The organism is Streptosporangium subroseum (assembly GCF_900188345.1).
GTDB lineage: Bacteria > Actinomycetota > Actinomycetes > Streptosporangiales > Streptosporangiaceae > Streptosporangium > Streptosporangium subroseum.
This window is the reverse complement of sequence record NZ_FZOD01000020.1, coordinates 1-17873: the sequence shown is the minus strand read 5'-3', so window position 1 is coordinate 17873 and position 17873 is coordinate 1. Positions and strand designations below refer to the sequence as shown.

The window sequence follows — 17873 nt, the reverse complement described above, 5'->3', positions numbered from 1 at the left end:
CTGTCTCGTGCCCGGAAGGCACCGGCCTCTGGAACGTGCCAAACAGGAACTCCATTGAAACGTACATTAAATCGTTAAGTAGAACATGCTTTATTAATGGCGCTTTAGCCCATGTAGCTGCACATTTCATCCTGAACTTGATCCATTCAGGTTAGCGGCAATCATTGGCACCGGACATCCTGCATTGAGCGCCTTAGCATGACATTTGACCCTGACAAGGGATTGCATGGAGGCGCGCGGGGACACATTTGTGATCCACACCGGTACGAAATCGGCGCACGGCCTGGCTGGTCCGATCGGTCTCGGCCGACCGGGCGCCGGCCCTGGCGATAACTGATTCACTCCCGCACTGGGAGTGGATGACTTCGGCATGGCTTATCCCCGCCTATCTCCATCGGTGCCCGTTCACCGTAAACCCGGCGACCTTGACTCATGTCTCCGTACGGCCCGCACCGCCGTGCGGCACGGCGAGTAAGGGCTGCCACAAAAACCAGAGGTGACCCCATGAAACTCGAACGATTCAACGGGCCGGTGCTCTCACTCTTCCGCATCGTGACGAGCCTCCTTTTCCTGTGCCACGGCATGGCGTCCATGTTCGGCGTTTTCGGCGGCAATCGCGGTACGGGCCAGGCCATCGAGTTCGGGGTCTGGCCCGGCTGGTGGGCCGCGCTCATCCAGATGGTCTGCGGCGCGCTTGTGCTCCTCGGGCTCTTCACCCGCGCCGGTGCGATCCTTTCGTCCGGCTCGATGGCGTACGCGTATTTCATGGTTCATCTGCCGCAGGATCTCCTGCCGCTGCGCAACGGCGGTGAGCCGGCGGCGCTGTTCTGCTGGTCGTTCCTGATCATCGCCATACTGGGCCCGGGTCCATGGGCTCTCGACACCCTGATCCGGCGCCGCCGCGGAGAGTCCCGGGACGCCGCTCCTGTCCCGGCCTCGGCACACCTCGAAAGAGCCTGAGCGCCGACCACCCCGGCGGGGCGAACCGCAGGAATCTCGTTTCGGGAATCCCGTGGAGACCGTCAGATGAGGCGAAGGCCGGATCTCCAGGGCTTCACCCACGGCAGGGGCCCTCGTCGAATCCGATGAGGGCCCCTGAGGCGAGCGGCGCCTCGCCACGCCTTGGGTATCCGTGCCCCAGCGCATATCGCGCGCGACGGCTCACCATGCCCCGGCCCCGCCTTAGGACGGATCGACAAGTTCACCGCGAGGGCTCACCATGCCCCGGACGCATGCTCCGCCAGTTCGGCGACGTCCTCGGCTCCATCCCTCATCAGCTTGCCCGCCAGCTCGTACAGGGCACGCCCCGCCGCCAGCTCGTCGCCGATCGACGGGACGGGCGGGTCGTCCGGGTTGCGCCGGGCGTACGCGACGCTCTCGTATCTTTCACCGCTGGATGTCATCAGCACGGCCTTGGCGGTGGTGACGTCGTCGTTGTCGTCCTCGCTGATGAAGATCCGCACATCCCACTGCTTTGATTCCATCACGAACACCTCCCCTACCAGCCTCCTCCTCTATCGATGCCCCTGGAAGGGGCCTTTGACCCGGTATGACAGGGCTTTGCCACTCACGGTCCACCAAGAGAGAAATTTCCGGTTATCCGCTGGTCTGTCCATTGACAGGAGGAGGGAACGTCGCCTTTCGAGAGCGCTGCGCGACCAGGCCGTCGCCGCGAGTACGCTGACTGAGCGCCGTGATCAAGTCGCACAGGGCAGATCGACGGCAAGGGGAATGGGCGGATGCGATGAGTGCGCGTTTCGAGGAGCTCGACTGGCGCCAGACGCCGATCGGCGAGATCAGCCTGCGGCGCCGGCGGGAGCCCACCCTCGGCACCGACGTCTACGAGATCAAGCTCGACGACGACTTTCTCATGTCAAGCCTGTTCACGGTGGCGGAGATCGCGCTCGCACGGCTCGGGCTGGCGGAGCTGCCGGGCACGGATTTCGACGTCGTCGTGGGCGGGCTCGGGCTCGGTTACACCGCCCAGGCCGTGCTGGAAGATCCGGAGGTGCGCTCGCTCGTGGTGGTGGAGACGCTCGGCGAAGTGATCGAATGGCATGAGCAGAAGCTGCTCCCCGTCGGTGCCCGCCTGACGTCGGATCCTCGATGCCGCCTGGTCCACGGTGACTTCTTCGCGATGGTCGACACTCCCTCGGGATTCGACCCCGAGGCTCCGGGCCGACGCTTCCACGCCATTTTGCTGGACGTCGACCACACGCCCCGCCACGTGCTGCATCCCAGCCACGCCGCCTTCTACACCGCCGCGGGCCTGCGCCGGCTCGCCGCCCACCTCCGTCAGGACGGCGTCTTCGCCCTCTGGTCGAACGACCCGCCGGACGAGGACTTCCAAGCCGTGCTCGCCGAGGTCTTCGCGACGTCGGAGGCCCACGTCGTCGGCTTCCACAACCCGCTCCAGGGCCGCGAGTCGACCAACACCGTCTACGTGGCGAGATGAGAGGTTCCTGCCGAGGCGATCTCGCCCTCGGCACCGGCATGCTCCCCTGAGGCGGCTCCGGGCGGGTGAAACCGCCGTGCGGACGGTCCCGGAGCGCGGGATCCCCCTGATGCCCGGTGCGGGACCCGGGTGATGACAGCCACGGCGACCGCCCGCTGACGCCTGCCCCGATGAGCCCCGGATCGCCTTGGGCGTGCCCGGCAACGTGTGGCCGAGTCGCGGCCGGCGGTGTTCGGCCGGGCCGGTGTCCCCCGTTCACTTCGCGTTGCGGCCGGTCGTGCGCCGCGAGACTTCGCAACGACTCGCGGAAGGCCGCGCAAAAACCCAAAAGACGGCAGAAGCTACAGAGCAAGGTTACGAAACTATTTCGCAGGAACCTTGTGGAACGAGGCATCGGGGTTTTAATGTCACCTCACCCCCATAACGTCCGTCACCCTCATACCCTCCGCTCCGCCTCGAGCACCCTCAGGTGTTCACCCCCCAGAGAAACGAGCATTCGATGTCACGCAGCATCACAGGAGCTGTAGCGAGGTGGTCCAGCAGGCCACCTCGAAGGAGCACGGTGGCGGTCGCAGCGGTGACCGCGGCCACCGTCGGTCTCAGCGTCGCCCTCGCCGCCCCGGCCCTTGCCAACAGGGGCCCGAACGGCTCCGCGGCCCCCGTCGTGACGCGCGCCGCCCTCGCCCCGTCGCTCGTCGCGGGCCGGGGCGCCGACGTCGACTTCGTCGAGCAGGAGGCGGAGAACGCCACGACGAACGGCACGACCATCGGCCCGGACCGTACCGCCTACACGCTGCCGGCGGAGGCGTCCGGCCGTAAGGCGGTCAAGCTGACGTCGGGACAGTACGTCGAGTTCACGCTGCCGAGCGCGGCCAACGCGATCACCGTGCGCTACAGCATCCCGGACGCGCCGGACGGCGGCGGCATCACCGCGCCGCTCAACGTCACGGTGAACGGCGGGGCCAAGAAGGTGATGACCCTCACGTCGCAGTACGCGTGGCTGTACAACCAGTACCAGTTCTCGAACAACCCGAACGCCGATCTGCTGCACCCCGACTGGTGGATCACCGAGTGCGCCTGCGTGCCCAGCGCCACGACGCCGACTCCGACGATCACCAAGCCGTTCCGCCCGATGCACTTCTACGACGAGCAGCGACTCCTGCTCGGCAAGACGTACCGCGCGGGTGACAAGGTGCGGCTCACGGTTCCCGCCGGGAGCAACACCGCCTCGACCGTCATCGACCTGCTCGACTCGGAGCTCGTCGGCGCGCCGCACGTCAGGCTCCTCGCGGCGAACGTGCTGGCGTTCGGCGCCGACCCGTCCGGCCGGCGCGACTCCGCCGACGCGCTCGACAAGGCGATCGCCTTCGCGAAGCGCAGCCACCTCAAGGTCTACATCCCGCCGGGCACCTACCAGGTGAACCGCCACATCATCGTCGACAACGTGACGATCGAGGGCGCCGGCAGCTGGTACACGATCATCAAGGGTCGCGAGGTCGCCCTCAGCACCCCGGCCCCCGACGGCTCGGTGCACACCGGCGTCGGCTTCTACGGCAAGGACGCGGCGGCCGGTGGAAGCAAGGATGTCCACCTGTCCGGTTTCGCGATCGAGGGTGACGTCCGCGAGCGCATCGACACCGACCAGGTGAACGGCATCGGCGGGGCGATGAGCAACTCGACCATCGACGGCCTCCACATCCGCCACACCAAGGTGGGCATGTGGTTCGACGGACCGATGACGAACCTGCGGATCACCAACAACGTCATCGTCGACCAGATCGCCGACGCCATCAACTTCCACACCGGCGTCACGAACTCGGTCGTGTCGAACAACTTCATCCGCAACACGGGTGACGACGGCCTCGCCATGTGGGCCGAGAAGACCGCCAACACCGGCAACACGTTCGACCACAACACCGTGCAGACGCCGACGCTCGCGAACGGCATCGCCATCTACGGCGGTACGGACAACACCGTCTCGAACAACCTCGTCGCCGACCCGATCCGGGAGGGCAGCGGCATCCACGTCGGGTCCCGCTTCGGAGCCGAGGCGTTCACCGGCCACCTGTGGATCAAGAACAACACCACCGCCAGGGCCGGTACGTACGAGCTGAACTGGAACATCGGCCTGGGAGCCATCTGGTTCTACGCGCTCGAGAAGAACATCGACGCGGACATCCAGGTGGTCGGGAACAACTTCCTCGACAGCACCTACAACGCGATCATGCTGGTCAGCGACTGGCCGGTGAAGGACCTGTACTCGATCACGAACGTCCACTTCAAGGACACCAAGGTCGACGGCACGGGCACCTCGGTGGTCAGCGCCCGTGTGAAGGGGTCCGCCTCCTTCGAGAACGTGGACGCCCGCAACGTCGGCGCGGTCGGCGTCAACAACTGCGGGTCGTTCAACTTCCCGCCCACCGGTTCGGAGTTCTCGCTGACGGACCTCGGCGGCAACGACGGGGGCGGCACCACCGGCCCCTGGCTCGCCCCGTGGGAGCTGCCGAACACCATCACCTGCGACGACCGCCCGCCGGTCGTCGCACCGCCGGCGCCGTCCGCGTGGTGACACCCCACCGGCGCGCCTAGACATCACTGATCCGCCTGGTCGGCCGCTCGGAAAATCCCGGGCGGCCATCCGGATTCTCGTCGACCGGACTCCGCCGCGGAGCACGTTTCGAGTGCCGGTGATTCGAGGGCCGGGAAAAGGAGCGACCCCGGGGCTTACCCTAGCCCCGGGGTCTGGAAGTACCGCCATATTGCGGTGCCAGCCGCGTTTAAGAGGTGGATCAGTCCTGACGATGTGCGCTCTACCATTAAGCCATCGGGGCAGGTGGAGCCCCGAGCCGGATTCGAACCGGCATCTCAGCAATCTCCGTCCACTCTCGGTTGATCTGGCACTCGACGGTAAATACTGAGTCTGGAGCGAGAGCCTGAGGTTGATCGGCTGCCTCTACCATTTGGGCTACCCCGGCAGGGGTGTGTCGCTGTTGCGGGACAACAGGCGCGAATCAGGTGAGGCGCAGTCGTCGCTGTTCCCTCGCCTCACCGTTTGCTCCTCACCTTGTCGTGCCGGGGGGAGGATTCGAACCTCCGCTTGGGCCGTTCTTCAGTTTCAGCTTCAGTTTCAGCCTGCGCTCCTAGCGCACCCTCGCACGAGGCGAGGGGGTCCGTGGGGCTACCCGAAGAGGTAGCCGAAAATGGCGTCGCCGACCTTGCGGTCCGTGACGTCGGTGACGTTCGCCTCCTCGCGGGCGAACTTCACGGCGTCCTGCAGCTTCGTGACCCGCTCGATCAGCGCGCGGACCTGGGCGGCGGGCATCGCGCCGGAGAACGCGACCTTGGTCCAGTAGCCGACGACGATGTCCTCGGTGTACACGTCGACCTGGGCGGGGTGCTTCTCCGTCGCCTCGGCCTTGACGTGGTTGCGCAGAACCTTCTTGGTCCGGGTCGTCTTGACCGGCTCGGTCCGGTAGGAGTCGGTGGAGGCGTCCAGCGTCCACGTCTCCGACGGGTCCAGGGTGGGCAGCTTCGAGATCATCGTGTGGATGTCGGTGAGCTGCTTCTCCAGGAAGAGCAGGTAGGTGACCGGCACGTCCTCAAGAAGCGTGCGCCCGTCCACGACGACGTCGGCGCGGGCGACGGTGTTCGTCCAGTCCTTCGTCGCGGTCACGTCGAACAGGCGGGTCAGCGTCTTGCCGACGTCACGGAGAACGTCGTCGGCCTTGACCTGTACCCGGGTGGACTCCGGGGGCAGGCTCTCGCCCTCGTCGTCGATGGGCTGGTACGTACGGGAGAGACCCGACAGCAAGGGGAGCTTCTGGATCACGTGATAGGCGTCGGTCACCTTGCGCTGGGTGTCGGACTTGACGCCCTTCTCCACAGCGAGGATCTGGTTGAGCTTCGTCGCCACGATTGATCCAATCCGTTGGGGGCCGACGAGGCGAAACTATCGAAAACTCCCGATGATCTCACCTTATTTACCCCAGAAGATCGCTCCACCTCTGCGCCGCGGGCCGCCGATCTCAAGCTCGCATCGGGCCGGATTCAGACCGTGGGTACGGTGCCGCCGTCGATGACGTACTCGGCGCCGGTGATCCAGCTCGCGCGGTCGGAGACGAGGAAGGCGATCAGCTCCGCGACCTCCGCCGGCCGCCCGGTACGGCCCATCGGAATACCGCCGAGCGCAGCCATGATCGCCTGCCGGGCTCCGTTCCGGTCGGTTCCCATGGCCGCGGCGGTGTCGTCCAGCAGATGCTCGACGCCCGTGGTCTCGATGAAACCCGGCAGCACCCGGTTGACGCGAACACCGGCCGGAGCAGTCTCGGCGGCCAGGCCCTTGCTGTAGTTGTTCAGCGCCGCCTTCGCCGCGGCGTACGGCATCGGCGCGCTCCGGGGCAGGGTCCGCGCGATCGACGTGACATGGACCACCGACCCCGAGCCCTGCCCGCTCATGACGGGCACCAGCCGGCGATCCAGCCGCACCGGCGCGAGCAGGTTCAGCGCCAGCGCCCGCTGCCAGTCCTCCTCGTCGAACGAGGTCGCGACGCCGGCCGTCGCATCCGTTCTGCCGGCGTTGTGCACGACGATGTCGATGCCACCCAGTGTCTCCAGCGTCGCCTCCGCGACGGAGTCGGTCCCGGCCTGAGTGCTCAGGTCCGCGGCGACGAACCGTTCCACATGGTCCGGGATGCCGCCGTACGGCATCGACCGGGCCGTGGTGACGACGCGCGCCCCGGCGGCGGCCAGCCGCTCGACGATCGCCTCGCCGATGCCCTTCGTGCCTCCGGTGACAAGCGCCTTCTTGCCCATCAGGTCCTTGCTCATGGCTTTTCCACTCCCTTCGCGACGGTTCCGGTTGGCACATCTCGTGCACGCCCGTCACCGGAAGGCTTGACCTTGCCGCTAGGGGAAGGTCAAACCTCGGCTTCGAGCGATGCGGCATGACGCCGCCCACCTCAGTGAGACGACCGCCCCGCATCCCGGCCCCGTCGAGGAGATCACCATGACCACCACGGACACCGTCCCCGAAGTCATCACCCGCTATCTGCACGCGTCCGATACGCATGACTCGCGCATGGCCGCCGACTGCTTCACCGTCGACGGCACCGTCGAGGACGAGGGCAGGACCTACGTCGGCCGAGAGGAGATCTTCCAATGGCGTGAGCACGGACTCAGCACGTGGACGTATACGACCACGGTCACCGGCGACCAGCCGGTGACGGAGGAGCGCCACCGGGTGATGGTGCGTGTCGAGGGGAACTTCCCCGGCGGCCTGGTGGATCTCACCTTCGACTTCACCCTGCGCGGGGGGCTGGTCGCCGCCCTGCGTATCGTCGGATGACATCCGGCGGACTTTCCGAGTGGGCGTCGCCGCGCGACTGGAAGATCACGGACGAGGCCGGATACCGCAGTCCCGGCCCGTTCGGCCGGCGATCGAGGGAGAAGGAGATGCCGGCGCAGCTGACCATTGGCGAGTTCTCGGTGATGTCCCAGTTGAGCAAGAAGGCGTTGCGGCACTACCACGAGCTGGGGCTGCTGGAGCCGGCCCATATCGACGCCTTCAACGGTTACCGGCACTACGACACGAGCCAGTTGCGGACCGCGCAGATCATCCGGCGCTTCCGCACGCTGGGCATGTCGGTGCCCGACATCAGAGCGGTGCTGGCCACCGACGACGTCGACCGGCGTAACCAGATCATCGGTGCTCACCTGCGGCGCATGGAGACGCACCTGCGGGAGACCCGCGAAGCCGTGGGGTCACTGCGCGAGCTGCTCGAACCCACCGGCCGCCCCATCGGGGTCGAGTTCCGTTCGGTGCCGGCGACGCGGGCGTGGGCGATCACCGCGACGGTGGCGACTCCCGATTTCGGGGACTGGTACCGGGGGGCGCTGCGCGAAATCCGATCCGCGCTGAACGCCGGCCGGCACACGCCGTCGGGACCGGCGGGCGGCCTGTACGCGCCCGAACTGTTCGGCGACGAGATCGGCGAGGCGACCGTGTTCATCCCGAGTTCGGCCACGTCGGGCGCGACGGGCCGCGTAATGATCGTGGAGATCCCGGAGGCCGAGCTCGCCGTGACCGTTCATCGCGGCACGCACGCCGATGTCGACCGTACCTACGGCGCACTCGGCAGCTACGTCGCCGAACGGCTGCTCAGCGTCGACGGACCGGTCCGTGAGAACTACCTCGCACCGGAGGACGACCCGCACGGCGAACTGCTGACCGAGATCTGCTGGCCGATCTTCCGTACGACCACACGATGACGACGGTGAGGGGACCGAGGTGGTCGAGGTAGCCGAAGCTGCGGCCGGATTCGAGCGAGCCGACCGCCCGGCCTCCCTGCACCCGCGTCCGCCAGGTTGATCGACTTGGCGGCGGTGGGGGCATAGACCTCATATGACAAACGTCGTTAAGAGACTGGTCTGTCCAGAAGGAGTTTCATGACATATCGCATCGGGCCCGCGCGACAGAAGTGCGCGATCACCGTGCTCGGAGGACCGACGACGGTGATCGACATCGGCGGCCTGAGGATCGTCGCCGACCCCACCTTCGACGCCCCGGGCCCCAAGACACCCCTGATCAAGCTCGCCGGTCCCGCGGCTTCCGAGGCGGAGGTCGGCGCCGTCGACGCGGTGCTGGTCAGCCATGATCTCCACCCGGACAACCTCGACGAAAGCGGTCGGGCGTTCGCGCTGGCCGCGCCGGTGCTGCTGACCGGACCGGTGACCGCGCGGCGGCTGGGCCCGCCCGCCGTCGGGCTCGCCTCCTGGACCACCCATGAGCTCCCCCGGGCGGACGGGGGCGGGTCCCTGGAGATTCGTGCCGTGCCTGCCGTACACGGCCCGGAGGACGGCGACCGGGACGAGGACGGTCACGTGACCTGCGAGGTCACCGGGTTCGTCCTGTCGGGCCAGGGCCTCCCCACCGTTTATGTCAGCGGAGACAACGCGTCGGTCGGCACGGTCGCCGAGATCGCCCGGCGTGTGGGCCCCATCGACGTGGCCGTGCTCTTCGTCGGGGCGGCCGCCGTGCCCGTGAGGCAGGGGGGCAGGCATCTCACGCTCACCAGCGAGCGCGCCGGTGCGGTCGCGGCCGTGCTGGGTGCGCCCATCGTCATTCCCGCGCACTACGACGGATGGGCCCATTTCACCGAGGGTCGTACCGAGATCGACCGGGCCTTCGACGACGCCGGACTCTCCGGCCTCCTGCGCGGCGCCGATCACGGCGACTGGATCGAGCTGGTGTCCTGAACGGAAGTGGAGACCCTCGTCCAGGCCTGGCGACTGCCCGGTCACGGCTGCGAGCTGCGCCCTGGCCGATCCAGCGCTCCTCTGTCGGTGGACGGCACGATCGTCGCGGCTTCGATCGCCGGGGATCCCGCGGAGCCCGGGCGATGAGCGACGCCGCGGGACGTCCATCGTTCGGACGCCCCGCGGCGGTGCTACTTAACAGGGCGGACCGGGTCCGCCGTGGTGATCAGCTTCCGTAGACCTCGAAACCGAACAGGGAGTAGCCCCACGCCGTGGCCCGGGTGGTGCCGTAGATGCGCACGTACCGGGCGGAGTTGCTCAGGCCGGTGTTGTCGTCCTCACCGCCGTTGCCGCCGGTCACCGACCGGGCGGTGGTCCAGGTCGTGCCGTTGGGCGAGGTCTGGATCTGGTACGCCGACCCGTAGGCCGCCTCCCACACCAGGCGCACCCGGTTGATTGTGTACGTGGCGCCCAGGTCCACCTGGATCCACTGCGGGTCGGAGAAGGCGCTGGCCCACCGGGTCGTCGCCGACGCGTCCACCGCGGCCGAGGCCGGGTAGGCGGCCGCCTCCACGCTGGACGCCGTCGCCGGCTTGTTCAGCGCGAGGTTCGTCGACGTCGGCGGTGTGCCGCCGCTGGCGAACGTGAAGGAGTCGATGTCGAACAGCGAGCCCGCGCCACCGGTGAAGACCAGGAACAGGTTCGTCGTCCCCGACGGCGGTGTCACGGTGCCGGTGACGTTGGCCCAGGTCTCCCAGCCGCCGGTCGGCGCGACCGTGGCCGTGCCGATCACCGTCCCGGTCGCCGAACCGGCCCGCAGGGTGAGCGTGCCACCGGCGCCGGCCGACGCGACCCTGGCCGTGAACGACGTGACCCCGGTCAGGTTGTACGGCGTGAACGAGATCCAGTCCCCGTTCTCGACGTACCCGATCGCGTTGCCGCCGGCGGCCGACGGCTTCGCCACGACCTGCACGCCCTGCTGGGCGCTGAAGTGCTCGGCCTGGCGGGTCCGCGGCTGCAGGACGGCCTGCGGCGCGTGGACGGCCGTGGTCGAGCCGACCGGGGTGTACTCCGCGTCGAAGACGCCGAAGATGTTCGCGTTGGCGTCGTGCTCACCGTCCACGGGGGTCTGGATGGTGCCCGAGCAGCCGGTCGCGCTGGTCATCTGGTGGCCGTGGCTGTCGTGACCGAGGATGTAGTTGATCTTCACCCGGCTGCAGTCGACGGTCGGGGAGTTCGGATCGGTGACGCTGATCTGGAACGGGACCGCGTCGCCGAAGTTGAACACCCGCCCGTTGAGCGGCAGGCTGAGGGTGACCGTCGGTTGCCCGACGCTGATGGTGATGCTCGCCGTGGCGCTGCGACCGGTGTTGTCGCTCACCGTCAACGTCGCCGTGTACGTGCCGTTGGCCGAGTAGGTGAACGTCGGGTTGGCCGCGGTCGAGTCGGTGCTGCCGTTTGTCGTGAAGTCCCACGCGTAAGTGATCGGGTCGCCGTCCGGGTCGGTGGTCCCGGCCGAGCTGAACTGCACGGCGAGCGGCGCGTTGCCGGCCTTCGGGGTGGCGTTGATCGCCGCGATCGGGGCCTGGCCGGTGCCCGAGTTGTACTCGATCCTGTACACGGCCGAGTTGGCGTCGCCACCGAACCAGCCGGTGCCGTAGTCGAGCACGTACAGCGCGCCGTCCGGCCCGAACTCCGTGTCCATCACCTGGGTTCCGGTCCAGGTCGGGAAGGGCTCGATCGCGCCCACCCCGCCGCCGGACGCCACGGTGACCGTCTTGATCCACCGCCGGCCGAACTCGCTGATGAACACCTTGCCGTTCATCGACGCCGGGAACTTCACGTCCGAGACGAGCCCGGCGTCGTAGTTGTAGACCGGGGCGCCCATCGGCGACCAGCTTCCGCAGCACAGCTCCGACCGGTCCTGGCCGACTCCGTACGGCAGCCAGGCCGCGCGCGAGGCCGGGAGCTGGGTGATGCCGGTGTTGTTGCGCGAGTTGTTCACCGGTCCGCCGGCGCAGTTGAACGCGGAGCCCGAGGGGCCGGACGGGAAGGTGAAGTCGATGTAGGGCACGTTGAACTGCGAGCAGTACGGCCAGCCGTAGTTGCCGGGCTGGGTGATGCGCTCGAACGAGACCGACGCCGCCGGGCCACGGGTGGCGCTGGCGGTGCCCGAGTCCGGCCCGTAGTCACCCAGGTAGACCGTGCCGGTGGCCTTGTCCACGTTCATCCGGAACGGGTTGCGGAAGCCCATCGCGTAGATCTCGGGCCGGGTGTTCGCGGTGCCGGGCGCGAACATGTTGCCCGCCGGGACGGTGTAGCCGCCGCCCGCGCTCGGCTTGATCCGCAGCACCTTGCCCCGCAGGTCGTTGCTGTTGCCGGCGGTGCGCTGCGCGTCGAAGGCCGGGTTGCGGTCGGTCCGCTCGTCGATCGGCGTGTAGCCGCTGGAGTCGAACGGGTTCGTGTCGTCGCCGGTGGAGAGGTAGAGGTTGCCGGCCGCGTCGAAGTCGATGTCGCCGCCGACGTGGCAGCACATGCCGCGGCTGGTGGGGACGTCAAGGACGGTGACCGCGGAGGCCGCGTTGAGGGTGTTGTCCGCGTTGACCGTGTATCGGGCCAGCCGGTTCACCCCGTTGAACGGGGCGAACTGGGCCGCCGTCCCCGAGGCCGGCGCGTCACCGCCCGGAGTGGACAGCGGCGGCGCGTAGTAGACGTACACCCACCTGTTCGACGCGAAGTTCGGGTCGGCCTTGATGCTCTGCAGGCCCTCCTCGTCGTGCGTGTACACCGGGATGGTGAGCGCCACCTTGGTGTTGCCCAGCGCGTCGGTGTAGCGGATCACGCCGTCACGCGAGGTGTGCAGCACGCCCCGGTTGGGCAGGACGGTCAGGCCCATCGGCTCGCCGGTCTCCGCCGCGCCCTTGGCCAGCGTCACCTGGGTGTAGCCGGGCGCCGCGAGCGCCGCGGTCTTCGACGCGGCTTTCGATGCGGTCTTCGACGCGGTGTTCGGTGCGGCCTGTGCTGGAGGCGCCAGACTGAGGGCGACCGCCAGTACGGCGGCGCATGAGACTAGTTTTCGTAACATGATCGGTGCTGCTCGCTTCCTGTAGTACGAGTCCATACAGGCGTGCGCCGATCACGCCAACGACGCGGACAGATGAGGGAATCCGTCAGCGACGTCGTTCGGACAAACTGTGACCGCCATGGGTAGAACAGTCAACAGTTCTCTGTCAGGGGTTGTGAGTCATTTCGCCTTCGAGCGCCGCGGGGTCGGGACAACCCGTCAAGCGGCCGCGGGCGGACGCGTTGGAGGGCATCACGAAGGTGACCGTCGCCGGTCGTCAAAGGTGACCATGGCGATGGGAGACGGGGTCGCTCCACTCACCGGCCGGAAGGAGGCCGGTAACCGGTGAGCGCCGGTGCCGTCGGCGCCCACCGGTCTCCGACGGCGGGTGGCGAGCGGGGCCGGGTCGGCGGAGCGGTCGGCGTCCGCCCTCGCCGACCCGGCTATCCCACTTGTGTCGGCGGCGCGGCGCCACCTGGCGCCGCGCGGGCCGTCAGCAGATCGCGGCGGGACGGATCAGCAGTCGCATGACGACCTCCAGGCTGTTCGAGGGGGGGTGGTGGGGACCGGTCGATCGCCGACCACGGTGCGGGGTCGCGGTCGGTGGAACTGCGTGATCAGGTGTGGCGGGACGAATGCGGGGTGAGCCGGGGTCATGGAAACCTGGTGATCGGTACGACCCGTGCGCCTGTCCGGGCCGCAGTACGGGTGAGGTGGTTCGCTCCCAGCCGCTCCGGCTCCGGCTCGACGGCCGCGCGCGCACGCGCGGCGATTCGAGCCGGCCGCCGACCTCGGCCTCGGACGGTGAGCCTCGTCGCTCAGGAGGCGAAAAGTGCGGCATTGCAGTCGCAAATCGCTGCACCTCCTGAACTTTCGCCAATTGTGCGGCATGTTCTGGCGCGATCCTAAAATGTTACGTACGGATTGTCCAGATGTTACGGTCGAATCCGTTGGACTTTCGTCGTTCTCGGGCGAAAGTCCAGTGCCGTTGGTCGAAACTCCGATGACGCGACACCGAGAAGCGGCAGGCCGCCGGAACGTTCACCGGGGCCGGACGCGAGTGGCCGCGGTTCGCATGCGCCGCCCATCCGTCGTCAAAAGCTCGATCCGCACGAGCAAACGCATGCTTGACGATCAGGGTGATACGCGATCTCTTAGGTGAGGCGGCCGGGTCCTGTGGAGATCTTGACGCCATTGGCGCGACATGTTGTGATCCAGATATCCGTTATTTCATACTTATTTAGTATGAAATGGGGCGGTTATGAGGATTCTCCGGCGGGCGGCCGCGATGGCCGCGCTCCTGATGGGCGCGGCCGGCATCCAAGTCGTCCAGGGCGGAGCGGTGCAGGCGGCCCTGCCCACCGCCGCCGTGGCGCTCGGCGACAGCTTCGTCAGCGGGGAGGGCGCGGGGGACTACCAGCCCGTCGTCGACGCCTCCGGGACGGCACAGGCCACCCGCGACAAGTTCCGCGCCCTCGGCGCCGAGCGGTACGCCGCCGGCTGCCCGATCCACCGCGCGAGCCTCGCCCCTGGGCACGTGTTCTCCCAGAACCTCGGCTCCCTGGTCAAGAACGCCTACACCACGCTGGCGGCCGAGCGTCCGACGGCCGACCTGCGCGTGCTGGACGTCCAGAAGGCCTTCGACGGGGCCCGGCTCTGCGAGAACCCCGGCAGCCCGACGGGCGCGCTCGCCACGCCGGTCCGGGTGCAGGACGGGCCGACCGGCACGTACGTCACCAGCCTGTCCGGCTGGGACAAGATCGGTGTCCAGCGGGTGGCGAACACCTGCGTCACCTACTTCCAGACCTGCCAGGAGGCGTGGCACCCCAACGCCGCGGGCCATACCGTCCTCGGACAGTGCCTGACCGGCGCCCTCACCGCCGCGCCCCGCACGATCGTCACGTGCGTCCGTAACGCGAACGGCACGCTCACCATCTCCTGACGTCTCCTCTACCCGCGACGGCGCGCGCCCTGCCTCCGGGCTTCACACCGTCTTGCGCAACCGGCCGTGCTTGGGGTCGCCCCGATTTTGATATCTCTCGGACGGCCCGACGATGAGGTCCACGCGTGCGTCGATCTTCCGGGCGGTGGCCAGGTGCCGCCGTGAACGATGCGGGCGACCCCGACTGGTGGGCGTGAGGCATGGTCCCGTCTGGGAACGGCTCACCGAACGAGCCCTGTCCATGAACCGGAAAAGAAAAATCCTGGCCACTTTGTGAGTGACCAGGACCTCATACATACGGTGTGTCCGAGGGGGGACTTGAACCCCCATGCCCCGTAAAGGGCACTAGCACCTCAAGCTAGCGCGTCTGCCTATTCCGCCACCCGGACGTGGTGCCTGCACGAAGGACCGTCATCCCTCGTCGGCGGACCTTAGGTTAGCAAACTCTTGAGCCCGCGTCATATCGGTAAGCGATCAGCTCCCGGAGGGCTGTGGGAAAGGGCTTCCCGGCGGCAGGATGGAGGGCATAAGCCGCACCGAAAGAAGGAGTCGACATGACCGTACTCAATGGTGAGGACGAGGTCGTCGAGCTGTGCCGCGACCTGATCCGGATCGATTCGACCAACGCGGGCGACAACGCCGGCCCCGGTGAGCGGGCCGCCGCCGAGTATGTGGCGGAAAAGCTGGCCGAGGTAGGACTGGAGCCGCAGATCCTCGAGTCGGACAGGGGCAGGGCCAACGTGATCGCCCGCATCGCGGGGGAGGACTCCTCCCGCGACGCGCTTCTCCTTCACGGACATCTGGACGTCGTTCCCTTCAACCCCGACGACTGGACCCACCACCCGCTCAGCGGGGAGATCGCCGACGACTGCGTCTGGGGACGCGGCGCGGTCGACATGAAGAACATGGACGCGATGATGCTCGCGGTCGTCCGGCAGCGGCTCAGCGAGGGCCGCCGTCCGCCGCGGGACGTCGTGCTGGCGTTCACCGCCGACGAGGAGGCCGGAGGCACGTACGGCGCGCAGTGGCTGGCGGACAAGCACGCGGACCTGTTCGAGGGGTGCACCGAGGCGATCAGCGAGGTCGGCGGGTTCAGCGTCTCCCTCGACGACGCGCGCAGGCTCTATCTCATCCAGGCGGCCGAGAAGGGCATCGCCTGGATGCGTCTGACGGCCAAGGGCCGGGCCGGGCACGGGTCGATGCTCAACAGCGAGAACGCCATCACCGAACTGGCGGAGGCGGTCGGCCGCATCGGGCGCTACGAATGGCCGATGCGGCTCACGCAGACGGTCACGACCTTCCTCACGGAGATCTCCGGGGCGCTGGAGCTGGAGCTCGACCTGGACGACGCCGAGGCGACCGTGGCCAAGCTCGGCCCGCTGGCCCGGATGATCGGCGCCACGCTGCGCAACACCGCCAACCCCACCATGCTGGACGGCGGATACAAGGCCAATGTGATCCCGCAGAGCGCGACCGCGCACGTGGACGGCCGCTTCCTGCCGGGATACGAGGAGGAGTTCTTCGCGACCATCGACGAGCTGCTCGGTCCCAACGTGAGCAGAGAGTTCGTCTATCACGACATCGCCATCGAGACCGGGTTCGACGGGGCACTGGTGCGGTCGATGACCGACGCGCTGCTCGCCGAGGACCCGGGTGCGCTGGCCGTGCCGTACACGCTGTCGGGGGGCACGGACCTGAAGGCGTTCAGCAGGCTGGGTATGCGCGGGTTTGGGTTCTCGCCGCTGAGGCTGCCGGCGGGCTTGGACTTCTCGGGCATGTTCCATGGGGTAGATGAGCGGGTGCCGGTGGATTCGCTGCGCTTTGGAGTGCGAGTCCTTGACCGCTTCCTGGACGGAAGCTGACGTTTTCTGGAAACTCATTGTGCTGACTCGTCGTAGTGCTAACGTAACTCTCCGTTGAGGCATGGCTCGTGCTCAAGCGGGCCCGATCAGGAGCTTTGGGAGGTCACGTGGCACGCACGCCGCAGGGGCAGTGGAGGGCGTCCTCGCCCGCTGCCCGGCGCGTGCCCGTGACCGTTCCCGTCGATGAGACGATCTCTGCCCGGAGTGACCGGATGGCGCGGTTCGCGGCCGGCACTCGGCAGATCGTCGGGCGAGTCTCCGCGATCGGCGGTCTTCTGGCCGCCGGATGGCTGCTCGCGATCGTCTTCGGGCTCCTCGGCGCCGCTCCGGCGGCCGCGAACACCACCGCGGAGGCAGGGGCAGCGCGCTCCGGCACCCTCGACACAGCCGCTTCCGGATCGGCCCTCCAGGCCGATGATTTCCCCACGGGCAGCGGCATCCTTTCGGCGACCGACACCGCCGAAGCCATGGCGGGGCGAGGTGTGGACGGGCTCACCAGCCAGTCGAAGCCGGGATCTCCGGCCCCCGCCACCGTTGACCACGGTTCTGGCTCGAAGGGATTCGTGCCCCAGACCAGTGGCGGATCCGGCCTCTCAGGACCGGGTCTGGGGGATGTCGCGAGGTTCGTCTACGACCCGCGACTGATGCCACAGCGCGCCCCTCTGGCGTGCGTGCTCCCCCCTGTCGTCCGCACAGCGGCGGACGATCCTTCCTTCTCTCCTGACTGATCCCGGTCTCGCAGACCGGTCTCGCCCTTTCGGGATGACCCCGAAGCTCACGGAGCGTGCCTCAATCCCCGACCCCAGGGGAGCCGCTCCGTCGGCGAGTGACAAGCAGGACGACAAGCAGGCAATCCCCATTCGCCGTGACGGTCCCGGAGCTTCCGCTGTGCGGGCTCGTCAGGACCTCGTATGGCTTCGCATGCCGTCACGGGATGTCAGGTCCCCCCAAAAAAACGCTAGGAGCTTCAATCATGCGTACGTGGGTTAAGGGCACAGCCCCCGCGGCACTGCTCGCGCTGGGTGTCATGGCCATGGGCAGCGGTACGGCCTTCGCCGACACCATCGGCGACCACTCGATCGGCGGCGGCAACCAGGTCAAGGCACCGATCAAGCTGCCGATCGACATCAGCGGCAACGCCGTCGGCGTGCTCGGAGGTGCGAAGGCCTCCTCCGAGGGCGGCGCCTCCGTCGGCGGCGATGGTGGTGGTGGGGCCGGTGGTAACCGTACGAGCGGTGACCACTCGATCCTGGGCGGCAACCAGATCGTCGCGCCGATCACCGCTCCGATCAACGC

General features: G+C 67.9%; 15 protein-coding genes and 1 tRNA gene. 11 read left to right on the top strand and 5 right to left on the bottom strand.

Features of this window, described 5'->3' with window-relative positions:
• Positions 1-504: 504 nt before the first annotated feature.
• Positions 505-960, top strand: a complete 456-nt coding sequence (locus CHC08_RS20945) for a DoxX family protein (RefSeq protein WP_089209030.1) — start codon at positions 505-507, stop codon at positions 958-960.
• 254 nt (positions 961-1214) lie between these two features.
• Here the strand turns inward: CHC08_RS20945 and CHC08_RS20940 are convergent, their stop codons facing one another.
• The gene (locus tag CHC08_RS20940; protein WP_089209126.1) at positions 1215-1484 is read right to left on the bottom strand and encodes a DUF1876 domain-containing protein; all 270 of its coding nucleotides are present in this window, start codon (positions 1482-1484) and stop codon (positions 1215-1217) included.
• A 260-nt stretch (positions 1485-1744) separates the two neighbouring features.
• Between CHC08_RS20940 and CHC08_RS20935 the strand changes: the two genes are divergently transcribed.
• Both CHC08_RS20935 and CHC08_RS20930 read left to right on the top strand, forming a co-directional pair.
• Positions 1745-2455 carry a polyamine aminopropyltransferase gene (locus CHC08_RS20935; protein ID WP_089209029.1) on the top strand — a complete coding sequence of 237 codons (711 nt, stop codon included), beginning with the start codon at positions 1745-1747 and terminating at the stop codon, positions 2453-2455.
• Positions 2456-3017: 562 nt separating this feature from the next.
• Complete coding sequence (locus tag CHC08_RS20930) at positions 3018-5024, top strand: glycosyl hydrolase family 28-related protein (RefSeq protein ID WP_218825395.1); 2007 nt, start codon at positions 3018-3020, stop codon at positions 5022-5024.
• Positions 5025-5633: 609 nt separating this feature from the next.
• Here the strand turns inward: CHC08_RS20930 and CHC08_RS20925 are convergent.
• Both CHC08_RS20925 and CHC08_RS20920 read right to left on the bottom strand, forming a co-directional pair.
• Positions 5634-6368 carry a DUF7873 family protein gene (locus CHC08_RS20925; protein WP_089209027.1) on the bottom strand — a complete coding sequence of 245 codons (735 nt, stop codon included), beginning with the start codon at positions 6366-6368 and terminating at the stop codon, positions 5634-5636.
• Between the two features lie 134 nt (positions 6369-6502).
• The gene (locus tag CHC08_RS20920; protein ID WP_089209026.1) at positions 6503-7282 is read right to left on the bottom strand and encodes an SDR family oxidoreductase; all 780 of its coding nucleotides are present in this window, start codon (positions 7280-7282) and stop codon (positions 6503-6505) included.
• 178 nt (positions 7283-7460) lie between these two features.
• Between CHC08_RS20920 and CHC08_RS20915 the strand changes: the two genes are divergently transcribed.
• The 4 genes from CHC08_RS20915 (at position 7461) to CHC08_RS49670 (ending at position 9856) form a co-directional block, all read left to right on the top strand.
• Positions 7461-7799, top strand: a complete 339-nt coding sequence (locus tag CHC08_RS20915) for a nuclear transport factor 2 family protein (RefSeq protein ID WP_179282129.1) — start codon at positions 7461-7463, stop codon at positions 7797-7799.
• Positions 7796-8722 carry a MerR family transcriptional regulator gene (locus CHC08_RS20910; protein WP_089209024.1) on the top strand — a complete coding sequence of 309 codons (927 nt, stop codon included), beginning with the start codon at positions 7796-7798 and terminating at the stop codon, positions 8720-8722. The genes CHC08_RS20915 and CHC08_RS20910 overlap by 4 nt, the downstream gene beginning before the upstream one ends.
• A gap of 177 nt (positions 8723-8899) precedes the next feature.
• On the top strand, positions 8900-9709 hold the full coding sequence (locus CHC08_RS20905; RefSeq protein ID WP_089209023.1) for an MBL fold metallo-hydrolase: 810 nt from the start codon (positions 8900-8902) through the stop codon (positions 9707-9709).
• Positions 9710-9715: 6 nt separating this feature from the next.
• The gene (locus CHC08_RS49670; protein ID WP_179282128.1) at positions 9716-9856 is read left to right on the top strand and encodes a hypothetical protein; all 141 of its coding nucleotides are present in this window, start codon (positions 9716-9718) and stop codon (positions 9854-9856) included.
• 79 nt (positions 9857-9935) lie between these two features.
• Here the strand turns inward: CHC08_RS49670 and CHC08_RS20900 are convergent, their stop codons facing one another.
• Positions 9936-12794 (bottom strand): carbohydrate-binding protein, encoded by a 2859-nt coding sequence (locus tag CHC08_RS20900; RefSeq protein WP_089209022.1) that lies wholly within the window; start codon positions 12792-12794, stop codon positions 9936-9938.
• 1240 nt (positions 12795-14034) lie between these two features.
• On the opposite strand from CHC08_RS20900, the gene CHC08_RS20895 reads away from it, so the two are divergent.
• Positions 14035-14715 (top strand): hypothetical protein, encoded by a 681-nt coding sequence (locus tag CHC08_RS20895; protein ID WP_089209021.1) that lies wholly within the window; start codon positions 14035-14037, stop codon positions 14713-14715.
• Between the two features lie 303 nt (positions 14716-15018).
• Here the strand turns inward: CHC08_RS20895 and CHC08_RS20890 are convergent.
• Positions 15019-15104, bottom strand: a tRNA-Leu gene (locus CHC08_RS20890).
• A 165-nt stretch (positions 15105-15269) separates the two neighbouring features.
• On the opposite strand from CHC08_RS20890, the gene CHC08_RS20885 reads away from it, so the two are divergent.
• From CHC08_RS20885 to CHC08_RS48380, 3 genes are all read left to right on the top strand, one after another.
• Entirely contained in the window at positions 15270-16577 is a 1308-nt protein-coding gene (locus CHC08_RS20885) for a M20/M25/M40 family metallo-hydrolase (protein WP_089209020.1), read from the top strand.
• A 107-nt stretch (positions 16578-16684) separates the two neighbouring features.
• Positions 16685-17305 carry a hypothetical protein gene (locus CHC08_RS20880; protein ID WP_089209019.1) on the top strand — a complete coding sequence of 207 codons (621 nt, stop codon included), beginning with the start codon at positions 16685-16687 and terminating at the stop codon, positions 17303-17305.
• Positions 17306-17550: 245 nt separating this feature from the next.
• Positions 17551-17873, top strand: a 323-nt coding sequence (locus CHC08_RS48380) for a chaplin family protein (RefSeq protein WP_179282127.1), incomplete at its 3' end; no start/stop codon positions are given.

Excerpts from the sequence above, each read along its gene's own strand:
- CHC08_RS20910 (WP_089209024.1), top strand. The coding sequence starts at position 7,796 with ATGACATCCGGCGGACTTTCCGAGTGGGCGTCGCCGCGCGACTGGAAG.
- CHC08_RS20885 (WP_089209020.1), top strand. The coding sequence starts at position 15,270 with ATGACCGTACTCAATGGTGAGGACGAGGTCGTCGAGCTGTGCCGCGAC.
- CHC08_RS20900 (WP_089209022.1), bottom strand. The coding sequence starts at position 12,794 with ATGTTACGAAAACTAGTCTCATGCGCCGCCGTACTGGCGGTCGCCCTC.
- CHC08_RS20935 (WP_089209029.1), top strand. The coding sequence starts at position 1,745 with ATGAGTGCGCGTTTCGAGGAGCTCGACTGGCGCCAGACGCCGATCGGC.
- CHC08_RS20905 (WP_089209023.1), top strand. The coding sequence starts at position 8,900 with ATGACATATCGCATCGGGCCCGCGCGACAGAAGTGCGCGATCACCGTG.
- CHC08_RS20895 (WP_089209021.1), top strand. The coding sequence starts at position 14,035 with ATGAGGATTCTCCGGCGGGCGGCCGCGATGGCCGCGCTCCTGATGGGC.
- CHC08_RS20920 (WP_089209026.1), bottom strand. The coding sequence starts at position 7,282 with ATGAGCAAGGACCTGATGGGCAAGAAGGCGCTTGTCACCGGAGGCACG.
- CHC08_RS20940 (WP_089209126.1), bottom strand. The coding sequence starts at position 1,484 with ATGGAATCAAAGCAGTGGGATGTGCGGATCTTCATCAGCGAGGACGAC.
- CHC08_RS20915 (WP_179282129.1), top strand. The coding sequence starts at position 7,461 with ATGACCACCACGGACACCGTCCCCGAAGTCATCACCCGCTATCTGCAC.
- CHC08_RS20945 (WP_089209030.1), top strand. The coding sequence starts at position 505 with ATGAAACTCGAACGATTCAACGGGCCGGTGCTCTCACTCTTCCGCATC.